Source organism: Blastococcus sp. CT_GayMR20 (genome assembly GCF_004570345.1).
Genome location: NZ_SPQM01000011.1, coordinates 50,254 through 71,956, shown reverse-complemented (window position 1 = coordinate 71,956; position 21,703 = coordinate 50,254). Strand labels below are relative to the sequence as shown.

The following is a 21,703-nucleotide window of genomic DNA, read 5'->3' as shown; positions in this document are numbered from 1 at the left end:
CACGTCGAACGGGTCGAGCTCGTAGTCCGAGACCCAGGTGGCGTCCGGGTAGACGGGCTCCGGGGCCAGCTCGACGCGGTCGGTGTTGACGGCGGCGGACACCGTCGCGACCGCCACGGCCTCCTCGGCCAGCCGGACCGCCTCGGCCGCGGTCAGGACGACGCCGGCGGCGAAGCCCCAGGTGCCCTCGTGCACGACCCGGACGGCGAGCCCGAGGTCCTCCCCGTCACTGAAGGCCTCGGGGCGGGCGTCACGGAGGCTGATGTTCTGGGTGCGGATCCGCTCCACGCGGATGTCGGCGTGCTCGCAACCGAGGTCGACCGCCCGGGTGAGGGCGGCGTCCGTCAGCGCGGAGAGCGGCAGGGCGAGGAAGGACTCGTCGAGAGCGCGGGGTCCTGACACGGCCCCCTGTCTACCAGCAGTCACCGGGCGTGCACGAAGGGATTGTTCGCACGGCTACGGATTTCGGATCTCGTCCGGGGTACGGGCGCGTGATGGCGCAGCCCGTGGACGACGTGACCATGACCTTCGGCGGCACCGCCACGATGCTCCTGCGCATCGGCGGTTTCACGCTGCTGACCGACCCGAACTTCCTGCACCGCGGCCAGCGGGCGCGGCTGGGCTACGGACTGCGCGCCAAGCGGCTGACCGAGCCGGCGCTGCAGCCGACGCAGCTGCCGGCCCTCGACGGGATCCTGCTGTCGCACATGCACGGCGACCACTGGGACCGCGTCGCCACGAAGTCGCTGCCGAAGGACACCCCCGTGGTGACGACGTCCGAGGCCGCGAAGTGCCTGGCCGACCGCGGCTTCACCGGAACCGCCGACCTCGAGCCCTGGCAGACCCACGAGTTCTCGCGGGGCGGGGACGTCCTGCGGGTCACCGCGGTGCCGGGCGTCCACGGCCCCGGCCCGCTGGCGACGCTGCTGCCGGACGTGATGGGCAGCGTGGTCGAGCTCGTGCGGGGCGGATCGGTGACCTGGCGCGGCTACATCAGCGGGGACACCCTCTACCGGCCGTTCCTGGGCGAGGTGCTCCAGCGGTGCGGGCCGCTCGACGTCCTCATCCCCCACCTCGGCGGGACGAAGGCGCTCGGCCTGACGGTCACGATGGATGCGCAGCAGGGGGCCGACCTGGTCGAGCTGCTGAAGCCGCCGGTGACCGTGCCCATCCACTACGACGACTACGACCGCTTCAAGTCCCCGCTGGGCGACTTCCTCGCCGAGGTGGGTCGCCGCGAGCTGCCCGGGGAACTGCGCCCGGTCGGCCGCGGCGACACCATCTCCCTGCGCGCCCGACGCTGAGGGGTCAGCTGCGGGCGAGGAGGTCGTCCAGCTTCTCGTAGCCCTCGTTGACGCCGACCTCCATGCCGCTGGCCAGGAAGCCGTCGCGGCCCTCGAACGAGTCGACCAGCGACGTCGTGGTGAGCCGGGTGCGGCCGTTCCCGAGGACCTCGAAGGAGAGCTTCTCCAGGGCGACGCCGTCGGGCATGCCCTCCCAGGTGAAGGTCTGCACGATCAGCTCGTTCGGCCGGACCTCGTGGAAGCAGCCGCGGAAGGCGTACTCCTCACCGCCGGCGATATTCACGAAGCGCCAGGAGCCGCCGGTCCGGCAGTCCCACGACTCGATGCGGACCTGCAGGTCCTTCGGGCCCATCCACCGGGCGACGAGCTCCGGGTCGACGTGCGCGCGGTAGACCTTCTCCGGCGGGGCGTCGAACTCGCGGATGATGCGCACGAGCGGGACGTCGGGGTCGGCGACGATCTGGGTCTCGCGGTGAGTGGTGCTGGTCATGACGGGGTTCCTCCCTGGGGTGGTGGGGTGGTGTCAACGGGCATGGAGCGCAGGACGTCGTCGAGACGGCGGTAGCGCTCCTCGGCCTGGCGCCGGTATCGCTCGATCCACTTGGTCATCAGGTCGAAGACATTCGCCTCGAGGTGCACCGGGCGGCGCTGCGCCTCCCGGCTCCGGCTGACCAGGCCGGCGTCCTCCAGGACCTTCAGGTGCTTGGAGACGGCCTGGACGGTCACGTCGTAGGGCGCGGCGAGCTCGTTGACCGTGGCGTCGCCGACCGCGAGCCGCGCCACGATGTCCCGCCGGGTGGGGTCGGCCAGCGCCGAGAACACCCGGGAGAGCGGATCTGCCGCCACTGCATCCTCCTCGTACTCAACCTTGCGGTTGAGAAGGAGGCTAGCGCTGCGCGTGGTGGGTAGTCAACCGCACGGTTGAAGAAACTCAGCGGGCGGCGAGCCGGGCCGCGCGGCCGGCGACCTCGGCCCGCAGTGCGTCGACGTCGACCGTCGTCGAGGTGCCCTCTCGGACCACCTGCCGCCCGCCGATCCAGACGTCGCGCACGTACCGGCCCCCGCCGGACCAGACCAGGTGCGTCAGGAGGTCGGCCGGGTCCCCGACCGGCTCGAACACGAGGTCGCGGGTGTCGACGTGCACGAGGTCGGCCCGTCGCCCGGCCGCGAGCTGACCCAGGTCCGGGCGGCCGATGGCGTCCGCCGCGCCACCGGTGGCCAGCCAGAACGCCTCTGCGGCGGTCAGCGCCGTCGCCGACCGGCGCGCCAATCGCGCGAGAGAGGCGGCCAGCCGGGCGTCGGCGAGCAGGTCGAGGCCGTCGTTGGACGCCGGGCCGTCGGTGCCGAGGCCCACCCGGATGCCGAGGTCGAGCATGTCGCGCAGCCGGGCGACGCCGCTGGCGAGCTTCGCGTTGCTCGCGGGGCAGTGGCTGACGGCGACGTCGTACTCCTGCCAGAGCTCGAGGTCCGCATCGTCCATGTGCACGCAGTGCGCCGCGAGAACCCGGCCGCCGAGCACATCGTGCGCGGCCAGCAGGGCCGGGACCGACAGCCCGTGCATGGCCAGCAGGTCGGCGCCCTCGACCGCCGTCTCGGCGACGTGCAGGTGCAGCAGCAGCCCGTGCTCGCGCGCGGCCCCGGCGGCCTCGCGCAGCACGGGCAGCGGCACGGTGTAGGCCGCGTGCGGCCCGATGCCGTACTCGACGGTGCCGTCGTCGGGGGCGGCTCCCGCCAGCTCGACCGCGTGCCGGAGCTGCTCCTCGAACGGGGGCAGGCCCGGCAGTGGGATCAGCGGGGTGGCGATCACGGCGCGCGCACCGGTGGCGCCGACCGCGGCCGCGATCCGCTCGGGGTGGAAGTACATCTCGACGCTGGTGGTCACGCCGTTGGCCAGCATCTCCGCCGATGCGGCGGTCATGGCGACCGCCACGTCCTCGGGGGTCAGCCGCGCCTCGCGCGGCCACATCACCTCCTGCAGCCAGCGGTCCAGCGGCAGGCCCTCCCCCTGGCCGCGGAACAGCACCATCGGCGCGTGGGAGTGCGCGTTCACCAGCCCCGGCGTCAGCACGCCGGGCAGCGCGACGACCTCGGCGTCCCCGGCCGGCGGCGCCTCGGCGGCCGGGCCCACCCAGCCGATCTCGCCGTCCGCGACGTCGAGCACGGCGTCGGGGACGACGGTGCCGGCCCGATCCCCGATCACGACGGCACGGGCGGTGAAGCGGAGTCGCATGGGACCCGAACCTAGCGCCGCACCCCCTGTGGGGCGCGGCAACGCACAGGAGCCGCCGTTACCGTGGGGCGCATGTCGCTCCTCGCCGCCGCCGCAACCGACGAGGGCGGGATCACCGGCTTCCTGCTCGACCTCGTGGAGGACCTCGGCCCGGTCGGTGTGGGCCTGAGCATCCTCGCCGAGACGGTCATCCCGCCGATCCCCAGCGAGGCGGTGCTCGGGCTGGCCGGGGTGCTCATCAACGACGGCCGGATGGACGTGGTCCCGGTCGTCCTCTTCGCCACGCTGGGCTCGGTGCTCGGCGCGATCTTCTTCTACTACGTCGGCCGGGCGCTGGGGCCGCGGCGCTCGCACGCCTTCCTCGACCGCCTGCCGCTGGTCGAGACCGAGGACGTGGACAAGACGTTCGCCTGGTTCGAGCGGCACGGGCGGTCGGCGGTCTTCTTCGGCCGCATGGTGCCGATCGTGCGCAGCTTCATCTCGGTGCCGGCCGGCGTCGTCCGGATGCCGTTCGCCCAGTTCCTGGTGTTCACCACCGCGGGCAGCCTGATCTGGAACTCCGTGCTCATCGGCCTCGGGGTCGCCGCCGGCGACTTCATCCAGGACAACCTCAAGTACCTGGACTACGCGGTGGTCGCCGCCTTCGCGCTCGGCGTCGGCTACCTCGTCTACAAGCGCGCGAAGGACGTCCGCCGCCACCGCCGGGCACGCGCCGCCGGCACCGACCCTCGCGCCTGACGCGGATGCCGACCGCCAGGACCCGCCCCGAGGTCGTCGCCTTCGACGTCAACGAGACGCTGCTCGACCTGGCGCCCGTGCGGGCCGCCCTGGTGGAGGCCGGCCAGGAGCCGGGCCTGCTCGCGACGGTCTTCGCGCGCACCCTGCTGACCGGCATGGCCGGGTTGGTCAGCGGCACCTGGTTCCGCTTCCGTGAGGCCTTCGACGCCGCGCTGGCGCAGACCAGCGAACTGGACGCCGGGCAGCGAGCGGGGGTCGCCGCCGCCTTCCTCGAGCTCGCCCCGCACCCGGACGTGGAGCCGGCGCTCCGCCGGCTGACCGCGGCCGGGATCCGCGTGGTCACCCTCACGCACGGCACCCCCGGCGTCGCCGAGGCCGGCCTCGAGCGGGGCGGGATCACGCCGCTGGTCGAGCGCTCGCTGTCCAGCGAGGCCATCCGCAGCTGGAAGCCGGCCCGCGAGGTCTACCTGTGGGCGGCCGGCAGCTGCGCGGTCGCGCCGGAACGGATGGCCCTCGTCGCCGCGCACGGCTGGGACGTGCAGGGCGCCCAGGTGGCCGGTCTCACCGGCGCGTGGTTCCCGCGCACCGAGCGGAGCTACCCCGCCGTGTACGCCGCTCCGCACGTCGCCGCGGCCGCTCTCGCCGGGGTCGTCGACGCACTGCTCGCCCTCCCCACCGCATGACCGGGATCCGTGAGATCGGAACGCCCCTGGGGCCGGCCCGGGCACACGTCACGGACGTGGACGGCGCCGTGCGAGGGACGCTCGTCCTCGGGCACGGCGCGGGCGGCGGGATCGGTTCGGCCGACCTGGTCGCGGTGACGGCGACGGCTGCGGCCGCGGGGTGGCGGGTGATCCGGGTCGAACAGCCGTGGCGGGTCGCCGGCAAGCGGATCGCCGTCGCCCCGCCGAGGCTCGACGAGGGCTGGCGTGCGGTCCTGGTCGACCTGCGCGCCGCGGACCTGCTGACGGGGCCCCTCGTCCTCGGCGGCCGGAGCGCCGGGGCGCGGGTCGCCTGCCGGACGGCGGTCGAGCACGGCGCGGCCGGCGTGCTCGCGCTGGCCTTCCCCCTGCACCCGCCGGGCAGGCCGGAGAAGAGCCGCGCCGGCGAGCTGACCGCGGTCGGCGTACCGCTGGTCGTCGTCCAGGGGGAGACGGATGCGTTCGGCGACCCGGCGGCGGTGGCCGCCGTGCTGTCCGGGCAGACGACCGCCTCGGTCTACGCGGTCCCCGGCGACCACGCCCTCAAGAAGAACGTGGACGTCGTGGCGATGGCCGCGCTCTCCTGGCTGGCCGAGCTCCTCGCCGGCTGAGGAGGTGTCAGCCGCGGCGGCGACGCCGGCGGCGGACGAGCAGGGTCAGGACCAGCAGGACACCGGCGACGCCCGCCGCCGGGGCCGCGTAGCGCGCCATGGCGGCTCCCCCGGCCACCTCGAGCAGGTCGATCGGCTCCGGCTCCTCCTGCGGCTTCGTCACGACCCGCGGGCCGGACGACGGCACGCTGCGCACCGGACCGCCGGTGGGCGCCTTGCGGGGCGGGCCGGACGGACCGCTCGGCGGTCCGCTCGGAGCCTGCGGGACGATGTCCGCGGCCGGGGCGGTGTCCGTGACCGCGGGTGCGTTGTCCGTCGAGGAGGGCGCGTCGGTTTCCGCAGGGACCGCCTTCACCGGTGCGGTCTTGGCGGGAGCGGCCTTCACCGGTGCGGCCTTCGCCGGTGCGGCCTTGGCGGGAGCCGCCTTCGCCGGCACGGCCTTCTTCGCGGGCGCCGCCTTGGCCGGGATCTCCACCGTGGCCGACGCCTTGTCCGTCGCGGCCGCGGCCGCCTTCTTCGTCGCGGCGGCGGCCTTCTTCACGGTCGTGCCGGCGGCACCGTCACCGGCCGCCTGCTCGGCGGACGCGGCGATCTCCTCCACCGCGCCCGCCGCGGTGGCGGCGGCCTTCTTCGCCGGGCCAGGCCGAGCCCCTGCCGGCGACGCCGAGGCGCTCGCGCGCTGGGCGTCTCCCTGCGCGTCGCCCTCGCCCAGCTGGGCGGCCAGCTTGTCGGCGAACTGGCCCAGCAGCTTGTTCCCCACGTCGGTCATCACGCCGCGGCCGAACTGGGCGGGGCGGCCGGTGATGTTGAGATCGGTCAGCACGTCGACCCGGGTGATGGAGCCCTCGGCCGCCAGCTTCGCGGTCACCACGGCGGCGGCGGTGCCGTTGCCCCGCTGGTCCTTGCCCCGCGCGTCGATCACCGCCTTGTGCGCGGCCTCGTCCTTCTCGATGAACGAGGCCTTGCCCTGGTAGGTGAGGTTGATCGGGCCGAGCTTGACCTTCACCCGTCCGGTGAAGTCGTCGCCGTCGACCGAGTCGAGGGCCGCCCCCGGCATGCAGGGTGCGATCCGCTCGATGTCGAGGAGCACCCGCCACGCCTCGTCGACGGGCACGGGCACGGTGAACGAGTTCTCCAGTTGCACGGCAAGACCTCCTGGAGGGCGGCTCGGCCGGTCCACCCGGAGGCGGACCGGCCGAGACGGACAGTTACGGACCGGCGATAGAACGCTACAGGCCAGCCGCCCTCGTCACCGCCCGGCGCGTGAGCACGGTGACGAGGTGCTGGCGGTAGTCGGCCTGCGCGTTGAGGTCGCTGCTCGGACTCGTGCCCTCCGCCGCCCGTGCTGCCGCCACGGCAACGGCGTCCGGCGTGGCGTCCGCCCCGGCCAGCGCCGCCTCGACGCCGGTGGCCCGCAGCGGCGTCGGGCCCATGTTGGTCAGCCCGATCTTCGCCTCGGCGATGCGCCCGCCCTCGAGGCGGACCGCCGCGGCGACCGCCACGATCGACCACGCCTGCGCGACGCGATTGAACTTCTCGTAGTGCATGCCCCAGCCCTCGTGCTTGGGCACGCGGATCTCGACGAGGAGCTCCCCCTCCTCCAGCGCCGTGGTGAGGTAGTCGACGAAGAACTCCACCGCCGGCACGCTGCGCCGTCCGTTCGGCCCGGCGACGACGAACTCGGCGTCCAGGGCGAGCGCCACGGCCGGGAGATCGCCGGCCGGGTCGGCGTGCGCCAGCGCGCCGCCGAACGTGCCGCGATGGCGCACCTGCCGGTCGGCCACCGTCTCCGTCGCGTCGGCGATGAGCGACGCGTACTGCGCGATCAGGGGATCGGACAGGACGTCGGAGTGCGTCGTCATCGCGCCGATGACGATCGCGTCACCCTCGTCCCGCACACCCCGGAGTTCGGCGACCTTCGTCAGGTCGACGACGGTCTCCGGCGCGGCCAGGCGCAGCCGCATGACCGGGATCAGCGACTGCCCGCCGGCGAGGATCTTCACGTCCTCGCCGCCCGAGGCGACGGCCTGCAGCGCCTCGTCGACCGTGGTGGGGCGGGCGTACGCGAACGGTGCGGGGATCATGGCGTCTCTCCTCCGTCGAGCCGGCGAATCATCGGTCCCCTCCCAGCGAGGAAGCGTCGGTGGCCACACCGGCGGTCGTCTCGGTCGAGGCCCCGCCGTAGGCGTTGGTGCCCGCTGTCGCCCGGTCACCGCCGTCCCCACCGTGGTGGATGGCCCGCCAGACCCGCTCGGGCGTCAGCGGCATGAGGATGTCGGAGACGCCCAGGTGCCGGACGGCGTCGATGGCGGCGTTCACCACCGCCGGGGTGCTGGCGATGCATCCCGCCTCGCCCACACCCTTGGCGCCGATGGGGTTGCCCGGTGCCGCGTGCACAGTGTTGCCCGTGTCGAAGTGCGGCAGGTCCGCGGCCGAGGGCACCAGGTAGTCGACGAACGTGCCCGTGGTCAGGTTGCCGTCGTCGTCGTACACCGCCTCCTCGTAGAGGGCCTGCGCGATGCCCTGGGCAAGGCCGCCGTGCACCTGCCCCTCGACGATGAGCGGGTTGACGACCACGCCGACGTCGTCCACGGACGCGTACTTGCGGATCTTCACCATGCCGGTCTCGGTGTCGACCTCCATCGCGCAGAGGTGCGTGCCGTGCGGGAAGGAGAAGTTCACCGGGTCGAACGTCGCCTCCGCGTCGATCGACGGCTCCATGTCCTCCGGGAAGTTGTGCGCCGCGAACGTGGCGAGCGCGATCTCCTGGATCGACAGGCCGGTGCCGGGCGTGCCGCGCACCGAGAAGCTGCCGTTGGCGAAGTCGAGATCGTCCTCGTCGGCCTCGAGCAGGTGCGCGGCGACCCGGCGGGCCTTGGCGACCACCTTGTCCGCGGCCTTCATCACCGCGGCGCCGCCGACCACCAGCGACCGGGACCCGTAGGTGTCCAGGCCGCGCGGGGAGATGGAGGTGTCGCCGTGCAGCACCTCGACGTCCTCGAAGGGGACGCCGAGGGAGTCGGCGACGAGCTGGCTCCACGCCGTCTCGTGCCCCTGCCCGTGCGGCGTGCTGCCGGTGACCACCTCGACCTTGCCCGTGGGCAGCATGCGGATGGAGGCGTTCTCCCAGCCGCCGGCGCCGTAGGACAGCGAGCCCAGCACCCGCGAGGGGGCCAGCCCGCACATCTCGGTGAACGTGGAGATGCCGATGCCCAGCTGGACCGGGTCGTTCGACTCCCGTCGGCGGCGCTGCTCCTCGCGCAGCTCGTCGTAGCCGAGCAGCTGCAGCGCCTGCTGGGTGGCCTGCTCGTAGTCGCCGCTGTCGTACTCGAGCCCGGCCGCGGTCGTGTAGGGGAACTCCTCGGCCTTGATCCAGTTCTTGCGGCGCAGCTCGAGCGGGTCCATGCCGAGCTCCACGGCGAGCTCGTCCATGATCCGCTCGATGGCGAAGGTGGCCTCGGGGCGGCCGGCACCTCGGTAGGCGTCGGTCGGCACCTTGTTGGTGAAGATGCCCCGGCAGTCGAAGCGGTAGGCCGGGAACTTGTAAATCCCGACGTACATGAAGGCGCCGAGCACCGGGACGCCCGGGCTGACCAGCCGCAGATAGGCCCCCATGTCGGAGAGGATGCGACAGCGCAAGCCCTTGAGGTTGCCCTCGCGGTCGGATGCGATGTCGATGTACTGGATCTGGTCGCGGCCGTGGTGCGCACTCATCAGCGACTCGCTGCGGGTCTCGGTCCACTTGACCGGCTTCCCCAGGCGGCGGGCCACCAGCAGGCTGATGACCTCCTCGGGCGTGACCTGCAGCTTGCCGCCGAAGCCGCCCCCGACGTCCGGGGCGATCACGCGCAGCTTGTGCTCGGGGATGCCGGTGATCATCGCCAGCATCACGCGGAGGAGGTGCGGTACCTGGGTCGAGGACCACAGGGTGTAGTTGTCCCCCTGGGGCTGGACCACGGTCGACCGCGGCTCCATGAAGGCCGGGATCAGCCGCTGCTGGACGAACCGGCGGCTGACGACGACCTCGGCGTCGGCGAACGCCTGGTCGGTGTCGCCGCACGTCCCGGCCTCGCCGCCGTCGAAGACGAAGTTGAAGCTCTCGTTCGACTCCAGGTGGTCGTGGCACAGCGAGGGCGTCTGCGACGTCGCCTGCTCCATGTCCAGGACGACCGGCAGCGGGTCGTAGTCCACGTCCACGAGCTCGACGGCATCCTGCGCAGCGGTCTTGCTCCGCGCCACGATCACCGCGACGGCCTCGCCGACGTGGTTGACCTCGTCGACGGCGACCGACGGGTGCCCGGGGTTGACCATGTCCGGGGTGACCGGCCAGGCGCACGGGATCGAGCCCTGCTCCTCCTTGAAGTCCTGCCCGGTGAAGACCGCGACGACGTTCGGCGACTGCTGGGCTGCCGTGACGTCGACATTGGTGATCTTGGCGTGTGCGACGGGGCTGCGGACGACGGCGATGTGCAGCATCCCCGGCAGGACCATGTTGTCGGTCCACGTGGTCTTTCCGGTGATCAGGCGGGCGTCCTCCTTGCGCCGACGCGCCTTGCCGATCTCCTTCTCGGGTGCGGCGGTCGCGGGTTCCTCGACGAGCGTCACGACTGCGCTCCCAGCGTCTCGGCAGTGGCCGGGCGCCCGTTCATCTCCGCGGCGGCCTGCTGCACCGCGCGGACGATGTTCTGGTAGCCGGTACAGCGGCAGAGGTTGCCCTCGATGCCCTCGCGGACCTCGTCCTCGCTCGGGTCGGGGTTGTCGTTCACGAGGTCGATCGAGGCCATGATCATCCCGGGGGTGCAGAACCCGCACTGCAGGCCGTGCATCTCGTGGAACGCCTTCTGCATCGGGTGCAGGTCGCCCTGCGGTGAGGCGATCCCCTCGATCGTGGTCACCTCGCTGCCGTCGGCCTGGACGGCGAAGACGGTGCAGCTCTTCACGGCCTCGCCGTCGAGGTGCACGGTGCAGGCGCCGCAGTTGCTGGTGTCGCAGCCGACGACGGTGCCGACCTTGCCCAACTGCTCGCGCAGGTAGTGGACGAGAAGCGTCCGCGGTTCGACGTCGTCGCTGTAGGACGCGCCGTCGACCCGCACAGAAATCTGGGTCACGAGGTCTCCTCGCCGGCGCTCGTCGTCCCCGTGCCCCGGGGTGCTGCGCCCCTGCATGACCTCGCTGGCTCGGTCATCGAACCTCCGCTCTGAGGTGTGGCCCCGGTCACTTCCGGAGTACGGGCGGAGTCTGACCCCGCCGAGGCCACTTAGGCCACGCTTACCTCGGGTCTTTGGACCCTGCTCTCCGCGGATGCGGCAGAGACCGGCCAAACAGCGGCGAAATCGGGGAGGAGATGAGGACGACGGGGGCGCGCGTGCGGGGAATCGCAACGTTGCAGCGTCGTTGCAGCGCGCCCGGGCTACGCGGCGGACGCGGTGGCCGCCTGCTCCCGCGGGAGGTGCACCGGAGCGGCCGCCGGCCCGCGACGGCGCAGCACCGCCGAGACCGCGAGCGGGACCAGCCCGGCGGCGGCGAGCCCCGCACCCACGACGCTCGGCGCGCGGTAGCCCAGGCCGGCGGCGATCACCAGGCCGCCCAGCCACGCGCCCAGGGCGTTGGCCAGGTTGAGCGCGGAGTGGTTGAGAGCGGCACCGAGCATCTGCGCGTCCCCGGCGGTCTCCATGAGCCGCATCTGGAGCAGCACGGCCAGGGAGGAGGCGGCGACCGACACCAGGAGGACGCCGACGAACAGGCCCGGCGCCCACGGCGAGACCAGGGCGACGACGGCCAGCAGCACCCCGAGCACGACGAGGCTGGCGACGAGCGACCGGAAGAGCGCCAGGTCGGCGAGCCGCCCGCCGAGCGCCGTCCCGATGACGCCTCCGGCGCCGTAGACGAACAGCACCCACGGCACGGTCCCGCGCGAGAGCGCGGCGACGTCGGTCACGACCGGCGCGATGTAGCTGTACAGGGCGAACATGCCGCCGAAGCCGACGACGCCGACCAGCAGCGTCAGCAGCACCTGGGGCCGGCGGAGCGCGGCCAGCTCACCGCGGACCGTCGCCTCGCACCGGCCGGGCGTCGAGGGCACCACGGCGAGGACCGCGGCCACGGTCAGCGCGGCCAGGACCACGACGGTCCAGTACGCCGAGCGCCAGCCCAGTTGCTGCCCCAGCCAGGTGGCCGCCGGCACGCCCGTGAGCATCGCGGCGGCGAGGCCGAGGAGGACCGAACTGACCGCCCGGCCACGCAGGCGCGGGGCGACCAGCGAGGCGGCGACCAGCGAGGCGACCCCGAAGTAGGCGCCGTGCGGCAGGCCGCTCAGGAACCGGGCGACCAGCAGGGTGCGGTAGCCGGGGGCGACGGCGGTGAGCAGGTTGCCGACCAGGAACGCCGTCATGAGGCCGACGAGCAGGGCCCGGCGAGGGAGCCGCGCGCTCAGCGCGGCGATGACCGGGGCGCCGACGACGACCCCGAGCGCGTAGACGGAGATGACGTGCCCTGCCGACGGGATGTCGACGCCCACCCCGTCGGCGATGTCGGGCAGCACGCCCATCGTCACGAACTCCGTGGTGCCGATCGCGAAGCCGCCGAGCGCCAGGGCCACGACGGCGACCACGGTCCGTACGGTGCTGAGCGGGCGGTCCGTCGACAGCGGTGGGGCACTCACTCCACGAGCCAAGTGCGCAGCCCGCCCGGGCATTCCCGGGGAGTCAGCGGGTGCGTGTCGCGCGCCTCAGGCGCAACAGGTGCTCCGCGGCGACCGCCCGGCGCGGGGAGCTGGCCGGCAGCCAGTCGAGGCACGTCTGCCAGACAGCGACGTCGTCCCTGGCCTCGGGCAGCTGTGCGTAGCGGAGCAGCAGCTCGGGGCGGCGGCTGCGCAGCACCGCCTGCCGGAGGAGCGCCCCCACCCGCTCGCGGGCGACCGCGACGCCGGGCGCGCGCGAGCCGGGCAGCACTGCACCCGGATAACGCTCCAGCGCCGAGCCGACCGACCCGCGGGCCAGCAGCCTGCGGACCTGGTCGAGATCGGTGTCGATCGGGCCGAGCAGCCGATAGGGACGCGAGCCCACCTGGTCGGCGCCGACCAGCCGGCGCAGGCGGGAGAGCTCGGCCCGCACGGTGACGGCCGCGGCCTCCCCCCGGTGGCACTCGGCGGCCAGCTGGGCGGTGGTCCGGCCCTCCCCTGCCACGGCCGCCTCGGCGAGCAGGAGGAGGAGCTCCGAGTGGCGCAGCGACAGCTCGAGCGGACCGGTCGGCAACGTCAGGCGCGCCCGCTCGCGGCCCAGGACGTCGAGCCGCGGCGCCAGCCGCTGCAGCGGCGGGGGAGCGGGACGGCGGCCGTGCTGCAGCTGCTCGCGGCGCTGCCAGCGGAGCTCGGACTCCACCGCCGCGACCGTCGCCCGCACCAGCGTGAGCACGTGCGGGCTGGCGACGTGGTCGCCGCCGGTGACGTCGATGGCGCCGAGCAGGACGCCGGTCACCGGGTCGTGCACGGGTGCGGCCGAGCAGCTCCACGGCTGCACCGGACGGCGGAAGTGCTCGCTGCCGTAGAACTGGACGGCGTGGTCGATGGCCAGCGCCGTGCCTGGGGCGTTGGTGCCGGCGACGTCCTCCGACCAGCGGGCGCCGGCGACGAAGTTCATGCCCTCCGCCCGCGAGCGCAGGCCCGCGTCGCCCTCCACCCACAGCATCCGGCCACCGGCGTCGGTGACCGCGACGATCATCCGGTCGGCCTCGGCGTCCTGGACCAGCAGCCGGCGGATCACCGGCATGACCGGCGCCAGCGGATGGGCCTCCCGGTAGGCGATCAGCTCGTCGTCCAGGAGGTCGACCGGCGGCGACCCGCCGTCCGGGTCCACGCCGTTGCCCAGCGACCGCCGCCAGGACTCCCGGACCACCGACCGGACGGCGTCGTCGGCCGGGTCACCATCGGGGAGGGAGCCCGTGACGAGCCGCTCGTGGGCAGCGCGCAGCCGCCGGGTGAGAGCCGGGCTGGGCCGTCCCGAGGGGAGGGCCAGCCAGGGGTTCACAGCCGGGGGCACGGGATGCTCCGCCAACGGTGGCTCATGTCCGGCCCATCGTGGCTGCTGACGGGCCTTTCCACCAGAGATCCGGTTGCAGGCAACCGAACCCGGACGCTCAGGAAGCGGCGCCCGGGCCCCTCGGGTCCCCGGGGAGGGGCAGCCGCCACGGCCGGACGGCGGCGAGGACGGCCAGCGCGAGAACCAGCGCGGTCCCGATGACCGATCCGATCGCGAGGGCGTCGTTGCCGAGCAGGCCGACGACGGGGGAGACGACGGCGCCCACGCCGAACTGGATGGCGCCGAGGAGCGCGGCGGCCGTGCCGGCGCTGTCACCGTGCCGGGAGAGCGCCAGGGCCGGCGCGTTGGGCAGCGCGATCCCGCACGCGAAGAGCACCGCCCAGAGGCTGCCGGCCACGGCCCACAGCCCGCCGGTCCCCGTCGCCGAGACGCCGACGAGCGCCGCCCCGCCGGCCAGGCCGGCCAGCGTGCCGGCGACGAGCAGGTGCGCGGGGGACCAGCGGCGGAGCAGCACCGGGTTGAGCTGCGTGGCAGCGATGAGCCAGACCGCCCCGGCGCCGAACAGCAGACCGAACTGCTGCTCGTCGAGCCCGAACTCCTCCTGGTAGACGAAGGCCGAGCCCGACACGTAGCTGAACAGGCCGGCCATGGTCAGCCCGGCGACGAGCACCAGGCCGAGGTAGGTGCGGTCGCGGAAGAGCGCCCGGTAGCCGCCCAGCGTCCCGCGGACGCCGGCGCTCGTGCGCCGGGCGGGCGGCAGGGTCTCCCGGAGGAAGAACCACCCGACGGTGACCATCACCGCCCCGTAGGCGGCGAGGACGGCGAAGATCCCGCGCCAGGACGTGAACCGCAGGAGCTCCCCGCCGATGGTCGGGGCGAGCACCGGGGCCGCGCCGAGCACGAGGAACAGCCGCGAGAGCATCGTCGCGGCCGCGCGGCCGTCGAAGAGGTCGCGGACGATGGCGAGTGCGATCACCGCGCCGGCCGCCGTCCCCACGCCCTGGAGCACCCGCAGCGCGCCGAGGACGGCGATGTTCGGCGCGACCAGGACCAGCAGCGAGGCGACCACGTGCAGCGCGGTCCCGGCGAGCAGCGGTCCCCGTCGGCCGAGGGCGTCCGACAGCGGCCCGAGCACGAGCTGGCCGAGCGCGAGTCCGACCAGCGTGCCGGTGAGCGTGAGCTGCACGGTGGCCGAGGTCGTGGCGAGCTGGTCGGTGATCGTCGGCAGGGCCGGGAGGTACATGTCGATGGTGAGCGGCCCGAGCGCCACGAAGGCGCCGAGCAGCAGGGCGAGGCGGGCGGTTCCCGGACGGGCGGGTTCCCGGGTGGGCAGCTCGGCGGCCGGCAGATCTGCGGCGCCCGGCCGCTCCTGGGTGGTGGTCACGAGGTCCCTCGTTCGATCGTCGATGACGCGGGGCCTTCGTCGGCGCGTTCCGCAGTACGGACGGCGACAAGCGCATCCGGTCCCGGCTCATTCCGGACGCGCCGGGAGGGGTGACCGGGGACTCCTCGCCCGCGCGGCGACGGGACGGGCCACCCGGGCAGGGGTCATCGCCCGCCGAGCACCTCGTCGGTGGTCACGAGCTCGACCAGCGGCGCGTAGAGACTCATGACCCGCAGCGCGCGGTCGTGGTCGTCGTCCCCCGATCCGGCACAGGCGTCGGTGACGACGCGGACCTTCAGGCCGGCGTCGGCCGCCGGGAGCACCGTGGAGATGACGCAGCAGTCGGTGGCCACCCCGGTGACGGTGAGCGGGCCGTCGCCCACGATCCCGGCGAGCTCGGGGCCCCACTTGCCGAAGGTGGTGGTCGTGACGACGGGCTGCGCGCCCGGGTCCTCGACCAGCTGGTAGAGCCGCGCGTCCTGCGGCACGAGGGCGAAGGAGAACTGCTCGTAGTACTCCACCCAGGCGCCCGCCGGTTCGCCCGGCGCCACGAACCGCGTCCAGACGACGCGGTCGCCGAAGCCCTCGACCAGCCGGCGGACGCGCGGCCGGATCTCGGCGAACCGGGGCGCCGTCCACGGGGAGTCCTCGTCGCCGAAGACGTGCTGCAGATCGACGACGACGAGCCAGCCGTCGGTCACCGGGACAGCTCCGCCTGCTCCTGGGCCCGGACCGCCGGCCCGCGGAGCGCGAGGGTGCCGAGCAGGCCGATGAGGAAGGCCGCGAGGACGCCGAGGTTCGCGAAGGCCCACGAGCCGTCCCGCCCGCCCAGCCCGGAGGGCTCCAGGAGGTAGCCCTGCCAGTCGAGCCACTCCGCGAAGGTGTTGGTGACCAGACCCCACCCGACGACAGTCCCGACGAGCAGCAGGACCAGCGGCACCGGCTGCACGCTGCCGTAGCGGCCGCGGGGGTCGAACAGTTCCCGCTCCGCGTAGTCGCGCTTCCGCAGCGCCAGGTCGGCCAGCATGATGCCGCACCATGCCGCGATGGGGACGCCGAGCGTGATCAGGAAGCCCTGGAACGGTCCGATGAAGTCGTCGGCGAAGAAGACGACGGCGACCGTCCCGATGACCATCAGGACGCCGTCGATCATGGCGGCGACCGGGCGGGGGACGCGCACCCCGGCAGCCAGCAGCGAGAGGCCGGACGAGTAGATGTCCAGCAGCGCCCCGCCGATCAGGCCGAGGACGACGACCAGGATGAACGGCACGAGGAACCAGGTCGGCAGGATCGTGCCGAGCGCGCCGATCGGGTCGAGGCCGATGGCCGCGGACAGCTCGGGGTCCGAGCCGGCCAGCAGGAGCCCCGTGACGAGCAGGATCACCGGGGCGAGCGCGCCGCCGAACGTGGTCCAGCCGACGACCCCGGCGGTCGAGGCGTGCCGGGGGAGGTACCGCGAGTAGTCGGCGGCGGCGTTCACCCAGCCGAAGCCGTAGCCGGTCATGGCCAGCACCAGGGCACCGATGAAGGCGGCCGTGGAGCCCGACGGCGCCGACGAGACCGCCGACCAGTCGATCTCCGGCGCCACCAGCGCGACGTACACGACGGTGAGCACTCCGGTGACGACGGTGATGACGGTCTGCATGCGGATGATCAGGTCGAACCCGAGGACCCCGCCCACGACGACGAGCCCGGCGACCACGAGCAGGGCGACCACCTCGGTGGCGGTGCCACCGCCCCAGCCGAGCTGGGTGAACACGGTGGACGTCGCCAGCGTGGCCAGCGAGACCAGTGCCGTCTCCCAGCCGACCGTCAGGATCCAGGACAGCACCGACGGCACCTTGTTGCCGTTCACCCCGAAGGCCGCACGGCTGAGCACCAGGGTCGGCGCGGACCCGCGCTTGCCGGCGATGGCGACCAGCCCGCAGAGCAGGAAGGAGACGACGATGCCGACGACCCCGGCGATCACGGCCTGCCAGAACGAGATGCCGAAACCGAGCAGGAACGAGCCGTAGGCCAGCCCGAGCACGCTGACGTTGGCGCCGAACCAGGGCCAGAAGAGCTGCCGCGGGGTGCCCTTGCGCTCGCTCTCGTCGATGACGTTGATGCCGTTGGTCTCGACCGCCACTCGCGGCGTCGGTACCTCGAGGCCGGGACCGGTCAGGTCGTGCTCCGCTCGCTGAGACATCGTGTCCGTCCTCCGGTCCGGGGCGCCCTGTCGCGCTCGGCACAGTAACCGCGGCGGGCAGGGTCGCCCGCCGGGGCGGGCCGTGGACGGGGTGGCGACCCAGCCGTGACGATCCTGTGGTAAGGTGAGCCTTACCTATCTGCCTGGAGGAGCTCCCATGCCGACCCGTCCGGCCGTCCCGGCCACCCTGCCGGCCACCCTGATGGCCGGCCTGCTGGTCCTCGCCGGGTGCGGCGGCGCCTCCGGCGACGACGGCGGCCCCGACGCCGGGAGCAGCACCTCCTCCGGAGCCTTCCCCGTGACCGTGAGCACCGCATTCGGCGACGTCACGGTCGAGGAGGAGCCGACGCGCGTGGTGGCGCTTGGCTGGTCGGACGCGGAGACGTCGCTGGCGCTGGGCGTTCAGCCGGTCGGCGTCAGCGACTGGCTCGCCGTCGGCGGCGACGGTCTCGGCGACTGGGTCGAGGAGGGCTACGACGAGGCGCCGGAGATCATCGAGACGCTGGAGCCCAGCTACGAGGCGATCGCGGCGCTCGAGCCCGATCTCATCCTCGACACCCGCTCCCCCGCCACCCAGGAGCGCTACGACCTGCTGAGCGCCATCGCTCCCACGATCGGGCAGCCCGAGGGCGTCGACCCGTACCTGACCACCTGGCAGCAGCAGCTGGAGATGGTCGGCCGGGCGCTGGGCAGGTCGGACGAGGCGGCCGACCTGGCGACGCAGGTCGAGCAGGCGTTCACCGACGCCGCCGCGGAGCACCCGGAGTTCGCCGGCACGGAGGTGGCCGTGGGCGCCTACTCGTCCGAGGGTTTCGGCGCGTACGTGCGCGGCGACGCACGCGTCGAGTTCATGGAGGATCTGGGCTTCAGGAACAAGACGGCCATCGACGACCTCTCGACCGGCGGCTTCTTCGTGCCGGTCAGCGACGAGCAGCTCGACCTGCTCGACGCGGAGCTGACCGTCGTCTTCCCGATCTTCGTCGAGGCCTCGGAGTTCACCTCCGACCCGCTGTGGCAGAGCCTGCCGTGGGTGCAGGGCGGGCACGCCGTCGTCCTGGACGACGTCACCGTGCTCAACGCCTTCTCCAGCGCCTCGGCGCCCGGCCTGCTCTACGCCCTGGAGACCGTGGTCCCGATGTTCGCCGAGAGCCTCGACTGACTCGCGGGGCTCAGCGCGGCCGCAGGAAGCACCCGACCGCGTGTCGTCCGGAGGACGACCCCCCTACTCGACGAGCCGGCCCGCGGGGTCGACCCGCCAGGAGCGGCCCGCGGCGACGAGCCGGTGCACCAGCTCGTCCACCAGGGCCGCTCCCTCGAAGGCCGACGCGCCGGCCGGGTCGCCGAGCACACCCGTGGGGCTGACGCCGGCCACGCCCTCGGCGCGCAGGCGGGGCAGCAGGCGGCCGATCGGCGTGGTCACCCCGGCCACGGCGGACGCCAGGCGGACCCCCTCCGGTTCCACGTGCAACATCAGTGACGTCTCGGTGCGGCCGGCGTGCGCGTCGCCGCCGGCCACCCCGCAGGGGAACCAGGCGACGTCCCGGCCCTCCGAGCGCAGCAGCGGCACCGCCGCGCGCAGCGCGTCGTGGTTGCCGCCGTGCCCGTTCACCAGCAGCACGCGGCCGGCCCACCGTCCGGCCGAGCGCCCGTACTCCACGAGCAGGCCGGTGAGGGCCTCGGTGCCGATCGAGATCGTCCCGGGGAAGCCCTCGTGCTCCCCGCTCGCGCCGTAGGCCAGCGCCGGCGCGAGCAGGGCGCCGTCGAACGCCTCGATGGCGGACTCGGCGACCGCGCAGGCCACCGAGGTGTCGGTGCTCAGCGGCAGGTGATGACCGTGCTGCTCGACCGATCCGAGCGGCACCACGAGCAGCGGGACGGCCGGGATCTCCGGCCAGGCGGCCGCGCTCAGGTAGGGGCCCCGATTGGACATCGCCGCAGCGTAGGCCGCGGATCGGGATCCGGGACGGGATCCCGGTCCGGTGAGCGGACCCGCGGACGCGGGTGTCAGGGGACCGGTTGTGGGCAATGGAATCCACCATGAGCGACGAGCAGACCGCCAAGGTGGCCGAACTGATCAAGGGTGAGCGTTTCGGCTTCCTCACCACGACCGCGCCCGACGGCACGGTGACCAGCCGACCCATGACGCTGCAGGAGGTGGAGTTCGACGGCGACCTCTGGTTCTTCGCCGAGCGGGATTCCTCCGCCGTCCAGCACGTGACCGTCTCTCCGCAGGTCAACGTCGGCGTCGGCTCGGGCGGCACGTGGGTGTCTCTGACCGGGCGCGCGTTCGTCGTCGAGGACAGGGAGAGGAAGCGGGAGCTCTGGAACAGCGCCGTCGAGGCCTGGTTCCCCGAAGGTCCGGACGACGACCGCGTCGTCCTGCTCAAGGTGGACGGCGACTCGGCGGAGTACTGGGACAGCCCCGGCGGGCGACTGGCGACCGTCTTCAGCTTCGCGAAGGCGAAGGTGACCGGTCAGCGGATCGACGCGGGGGAGAACGAGAAGGTCGACCTCTGAGCAGGCCCCTGGTCAGACCGTGCGGGCGCCCCGCAGCCGCTCGGCGGCGGGCGGGCCGGCCGGGGCCGGCACCCGGGGGAGCGGCATGGGCAGGTGCGCGGTGCAGCGGTCGGCCGGCTCGGGCCGGGCGAAGAAGTAGCCCTGGGCCTGCGCGCAGTCCAGATCCACCAGGGTCTGCCGCTGCTCCTCGGTCTCGACGCCCTCGGCGACGACGCCGAGGCCCAGGGTGCGGGCGAGCTCGACGATCGACGTGATGAGCGTGGTCGCAGAGCGGTCCTGCGGCAGGTCGCTGACGAAGCTGCGGTCGATCTTGATGATGTCGGCGGGCAGGTGGCGGAGGTAGGACAGGCCCGAGAAGCCGGTGCCGAAGTCGTCGATGGCGATGCGGATCCCGAGCGCCCGCAGCTCCTCGAGCTGGGCGACCACGGAGTCGGCGTCGCGGACGAGCACGCCCTCGGTGACCTCCAGGGTCAGCTGCCCCGCGGGGAAGCCGGTCTCCTCGAGGGCGGCGACGACGTCGCGGACGACGTCGCCGTCCTGGAACTGGCGGGGCGAGACGTTCACGGCCATCCGCAGGGGCGCACCGGTCCGGGTGGACCACGCCGCGCCCTGCCGCAGGGCGGCCCGCAGCACCCAGCGACCGATGCCGGTGATGGCACCGGTCTCCTCGGCGAGCGGGATGAACTCGAAGGGCGGGATGAGCCCGCGCTCCGGGTGGTTCCAGCGGACGAGCGCCTCGAAGCCCGTGGTGCGCCCGTCGGTCAGCCGCACGATGGGCTGGTAGTGGACCTCGAGCTGGCCGGCGACCGCGGCGTCGGCGAGGTCCTGGGCCAGGCCGGCACGGCGGCGGGCCGCCTCGGCCATCCCGTCGGCGTAGACGACCAGGCGGTTCTTGCCCTGGGCCTTGGCGAGGTACATCGCGAGGTCGGCGTTGCGGAGCAGGGCACCGGCGGTGCCGTCGCCCCCGTCGGTGGAGGCGGCGACCCCGACGCTGCCGTGGACGGTGACGGAGCCGCCGTCCAGGGGGACCGGGAGGGCGAGCGACGTGAGCACCCGCTCGCCGACCGCCCGGGCGACGTCCGGACCACCGTGGACGACGACGGCGAACTCGTCTCCGCCGATGCGCGCGACCACGTCGCCGGGCCGCACGCACCCGCGCAGGCGGTCGGAGAGGACGAGGAGGAGCTCGTCGCCCGCGGCGTGACCGCGGCTGTCGTTGACGTCCTTGAAGTCGTCCAGGTCGATGAACAGCAGGCTCACCGCGCCACCGCGCTGCAGGACGCGGTGCGTGATCTCCTCGAGCAGGGTGCGGTTGGCCAGGCCGGTCAGCGGGTCGCTGAGCACCTGGTCCTCGTTGAGCCGCCAGGCTGCGAGGTGGGCGAGGCTGGCGGCGAGCACGAAGGCGCCGTGGATCCCGGCCCACACCCACGGGTTGTGCTGGGCCTCGTGACTGAAGACGACGTGCGGATAGACGGTCCCGACGGCGCCGTGGTGGAGGATCACCATCAGGAGTGCGATGCCGTAGGGCACCCAGTCCTGGTACAGCGAGACCACGCCGACCATCACGAAGAAGATGAAGTGCGACTCGGTGACGCCCTGCCACAGGTGGACGAGGGCGACCGAGGCCGCCATCAGGCTGACGGTGGTGGCCGCGGCCTGGCCCTTGCGGCCGAGCTGGGGGAGGACGGCCAGCGCCACCGGGCCGGCGACGGCGAGGATGACGGCGACGGCGGCGGGCTGTCCGTAGCCGCGCAGCCAGGCGAAGATCACGAGCAGCGCCGACGACGCCAGGCACAGCCGCACGATGGCGCGGTGCCGGCGCTGCCACACGGCGTCGGGCAGCAGGCGACCCTCGGGGAGCAGCCGGGCCGCCCTGGCCCGCAGTTCGAGGATCACGTCCGCTCCATCGGACGGATCCGGGCTTTCCTGTAGCGGATGCCCGCCGGATGCCCCCAAGGGGTGGGTTGCGCGGAACGTCAGCGCACGTGGAGCCC

The 21,703-nt window shown here is 73.5% G+C and carries 21 protein-coding genes; 6 read left to right on the top strand and 15 right to left on the bottom strand.

Translation table 11 applies throughout. The features are described from left to right. Positions 1 to 402 (bottom strand): DNA gyrase modulator (locus tag E4P40_RS05045; RefSeq protein WP_280790574.1); only part of this gene is annotated, 402 nt, incomplete at its 3' end. Positions 403 to 494: 92 nt separating this feature from the next. On the opposite strand from E4P40_RS05045, the gene E4P40_RS05040 reads away from it, so the two are divergent. Beyond that, positions 495 to 1,304, top strand: coding sequence for an MBL fold metallo-hydrolase (locus E4P40_RS05040; RefSeq protein ID WP_135157705.1), 810 nt, complete (start codon positions 495 to 497; stop codon positions 1,302 to 1,304). A 4-nt stretch (positions 1,305 to 1,308) separates the two neighbouring features. Here the strand turns inward: E4P40_RS05040 and E4P40_RS05035 are convergent, their stop codons facing one another. The 3 genes from E4P40_RS05035 to E4P40_RS05025 all read right to left on the bottom strand — a co-directional run bounded on the left by E4P40_RS05035 (position 1,309) and on the right by E4P40_RS05025 (position 3,534). Next, positions 1,309 to 1,794 carry an SRPBCC family protein gene (locus E4P40_RS05035; protein ID WP_135157707.1) on the bottom strand — a complete coding sequence of 162 codons (486 nt, stop codon included), beginning with the start codon at positions 1,792 to 1,794 and terminating at the stop codon, positions 1,309 to 1,311. Beyond that, positions 1,791 to 2,150, bottom strand: coding sequence for a metalloregulator ArsR/SmtB family transcription factor (locus E4P40_RS05030; RefSeq protein WP_135157710.1), 360 nt, complete (start codon positions 2,148 to 2,150; stop codon positions 1,791 to 1,793). Before E4P40_RS05030 ends, E4P40_RS05035 begins: the two co-directional genes overlap by 4 nt. Before the next feature lie 85 nt (positions 2,151 to 2,235). Next, a complete protein-coding gene (locus tag E4P40_RS05025; RefSeq protein WP_135157712.1) occupies positions 2,236 to 3,534 on the bottom strand; it encodes an amidohydrolase in 1,299 nt (432 codons plus the stop codon). A 72-nt stretch (positions 3,535 to 3,606) separates the two neighbouring features. Here E4P40_RS05025 and E4P40_RS05020 point away from each other — a divergent pair, with 72 nt between their 5' ends. The 3 genes from E4P40_RS05020 (at position 3,607) to E4P40_RS05010 (ending at position 5,584) form a co-directional block, all read left to right on the top strand. Continuing rightward, on the top strand, positions 3,607 to 4,272 hold the full coding sequence (locus E4P40_RS05020; protein ID WP_135157714.1) for a DedA family protein: 666 nt from the start codon (positions 3,607 to 3,609) through the stop codon (positions 4,270 to 4,272). A gap of 5 nt (positions 4,273 to 4,277) precedes the next feature. After that, positions 4,278 to 4,955, top strand: coding sequence for an HAD family hydrolase (locus tag E4P40_RS05015; protein WP_135157715.1), 678 nt, complete (start codon positions 4,278 to 4,280; stop codon positions 4,953 to 4,955). A gap of 68 nt (positions 4,956 to 5,023) precedes the next feature. Then, positions 5,024 to 5,584: an alpha/beta family hydrolase gene (locus tag E4P40_RS05010; RefSeq protein ID WP_245160136.1), complete on the top strand. Its 561-nt coding sequence runs from the start codon at positions 5,024 to 5,026 to the stop codon at positions 5,582 to 5,584. A gap of 7 nt (positions 5,585 to 5,591) precedes the next feature. Here E4P40_RS05010 and E4P40_RS05005 read toward each other — a convergent pair whose 3' ends face one another. The 9 genes from E4P40_RS05005 to E4P40_RS28485 all read right to left on the bottom strand — a co-directional run bounded on the left by E4P40_RS05005 (position 5,592) and on the right by E4P40_RS28485 (position 17,192). Next, positions 5,592 to 6,728, bottom strand: a complete 1,137-nt coding sequence (locus tag E4P40_RS05005) for an SRPBCC family protein (RefSeq protein WP_135157719.1) — start codon at positions 6,726 to 6,728, stop codon at positions 5,592 to 5,594. A gap of 85 nt (positions 6,729 to 6,813) precedes the next feature. Then, the gene (locus E4P40_RS05000; protein WP_135157721.1) at positions 6,814 to 7,668 is read right to left on the bottom strand and encodes a xanthine dehydrogenase family protein subunit M; all 855 of its coding nucleotides are present in this window, start codon (positions 7,666 to 7,668) and stop codon (positions 6,814 to 6,816) included. A gap of 28 nt (positions 7,669 to 7,696) precedes the next feature. Then, positions 7,697 to 10,189 carry a molybdopterin cofactor-binding domain-containing protein gene (locus E4P40_RS04995; protein ID WP_135157723.1) on the bottom strand — a complete coding sequence of 831 codons (2,493 nt, stop codon included), beginning with the start codon at positions 10,187 to 10,189 and terminating at the stop codon, positions 7,697 to 7,699. Beyond that, positions 10,186 to 10,692, bottom strand: coding sequence for a (2Fe-2S)-binding protein (locus E4P40_RS04990; RefSeq protein ID WP_245160137.1), 507 nt, complete (start codon positions 10,690 to 10,692; stop codon positions 10,186 to 10,188). The genes E4P40_RS04995 and E4P40_RS04990 overlap by 4 nt, the downstream gene beginning before the upstream one ends. Positions 10,693 to 10,994: 302 nt before the next feature. Beyond that, entirely contained in the window at positions 10,995 to 12,245 is a 1,251-nt protein-coding gene (locus E4P40_RS04985) for an MFS transporter (RefSeq protein WP_245160138.1), read from the bottom strand. A gap of 43 nt (positions 12,246 to 12,288) precedes the next feature. After that, positions 12,289 to 13,620, bottom strand: coding sequence for a phytochrome sensor protein (locus tag E4P40_RS04980; RefSeq protein ID WP_135157728.1), 1,332 nt, complete (start codon positions 13,618 to 13,620; stop codon positions 12,289 to 12,291). 97 nt (positions 13,621 to 13,717) lie between these two features. Further along, positions 13,718 to 15,004 (bottom strand): multidrug effflux MFS transporter, encoded by a 1,287-nt coding sequence (locus E4P40_RS04975; protein WP_135157730.1) that lies wholly within the window; start codon positions 15,002 to 15,004, stop codon positions 13,718 to 13,720. Between the two features lie 164 nt (positions 15,005 to 15,168). Next, the gene (locus E4P40_RS28490) at positions 15,169 to 15,705 is read right to left on the bottom strand and encodes a cysteine hydrolase (RefSeq protein ID WP_135157732.1); all 537 of its coding nucleotides are present in this window, start codon (positions 15,703 to 15,705) and stop codon (positions 15,169 to 15,171) included. Then, the gene (locus E4P40_RS28485; RefSeq protein ID WP_135157734.1) at positions 15,702 to 17,192 is read right to left on the bottom strand and encodes a cytosine permease; all 1,491 of its coding nucleotides are present in this window, start codon (positions 17,190 to 17,192) and stop codon (positions 15,702 to 15,704) included. Before E4P40_RS28485 ends, E4P40_RS28490 begins: the two co-directional genes overlap by 4 nt. 157 nt (positions 17,193 to 17,349) lie before the next feature. On the opposite strand from E4P40_RS28485, the gene E4P40_RS04960 reads away from it, so the two are divergent. Further along, complete coding sequence (locus E4P40_RS04960) at positions 17,350 to 18,351, top strand: iron-siderophore ABC transporter substrate-binding protein (RefSeq protein WP_135157737.1); 1,002 nt, start codon at positions 17,350 to 17,352, stop codon at positions 18,349 to 18,351. 63 nt (positions 18,352 to 18,414) lie between these two features. Here the strand turns inward: E4P40_RS04960 and mftE are convergent, their stop codons facing one another. After that, complete coding sequence (mftE, locus tag E4P40_RS04955; protein WP_135157739.1) at positions 18,415 to 19,122, bottom strand: mycofactocin biosynthesis peptidyl-dipeptidase MftE; 708 nt, start codon at positions 19,120 to 19,122, stop codon at positions 18,415 to 18,417. Positions 19,123 to 19,229: 107 nt separating this feature from the next. Here mftE and E4P40_RS04950 point away from each other — a divergent pair, with 107 nt between their 5' ends. After that, on the top strand, positions 19,230 to 19,709 hold the full coding sequence (locus E4P40_RS04950) for a pyridoxamine 5'-phosphate oxidase family protein (protein ID WP_135157742.1): 480 nt from the start codon (positions 19,230 to 19,232) through the stop codon (positions 19,707 to 19,709). 12 nt (positions 19,710 to 19,721) lie between these two features. On the opposite strand, the gene E4P40_RS04945 is transcribed toward E4P40_RS04950, so the two are convergent. Beyond that, a complete protein-coding gene (locus E4P40_RS04945; protein WP_135157744.1) occupies positions 19,722 to 21,605 on the bottom strand; it encodes an EAL domain-containing protein in 1,884 nt (627 codons plus the stop codon). Between the last annotated feature and the right edge of the window lie 98 nt (positions 21,606 to 21,703).

What these genes read in the sequence shown, in the direction of transcription:
- E4P40_RS05040 (WP_135157705.1), top strand. Translation starts at nt 495, where the DNA reads ATGGCGCAGCCCGTGGACGACGTGACCATGACCTTCGGCGGCACCGCC.
- E4P40_RS05035 (WP_135157707.1), bottom strand. Translation starts at nt 1,794, where the DNA reads ATGACCAGCACCACTCACCGCGAGACCCAGATCGTCGCCGACCCCGAC.
- E4P40_RS05025 (WP_135157712.1), bottom strand. Translation starts at nt 3,534, where the DNA reads ATGCGACTCCGCTTCACCGCCCGTGCCGTCGTGATCGGGGATCGGGCC.
- E4P40_RS05020 (WP_135157714.1), top strand. Translation starts at nt 3,607, where the DNA reads ATGTCGCTCCTCGCCGCCGCCGCAACCGACGAGGGCGGGATCACCGGC.
- E4P40_RS05015 (WP_135157715.1), top strand. Translation starts at nt 4,278, where the DNA reads ATGCCGACCGCCAGGACCCGCCCCGAGGTCGTCGCCTTCGACGTCAAC.
- E4P40_RS05000 (WP_135157721.1), bottom strand. Translation starts at nt 7,668, where the DNA reads ATGATCCCCGCACCGTTCGCGTACGCCCGCCCCACCACGGTCGACGAG.
- E4P40_RS28485 (WP_135157734.1), bottom strand. Translation starts at nt 17,192, where the DNA reads ATGTCTCAGCGAGCGGAGCACGACCTGACCGGTCCCGGCCTCGAGGTA.
- E4P40_RS04960 (WP_135157737.1), top strand. Translation starts at nt 17,350, where the DNA reads ATGCCGACCCGTCCGGCCGTCCCGGCCACCCTGCCGGCCACCCTGATG.
- mftE (WP_135157739.1), bottom strand. Translation starts at nt 19,122, where the DNA reads ATGTCCAATCGGGGCCCCTACCTGAGCGCGGCCGCCTGGCCGGAGATC.
- E4P40_RS04950 (WP_135157742.1), top strand. Translation starts at nt 19,230, where the DNA reads ATGAGCGACGAGCAGACCGCCAAGGTGGCCGAACTGATCAAGGGTGAG.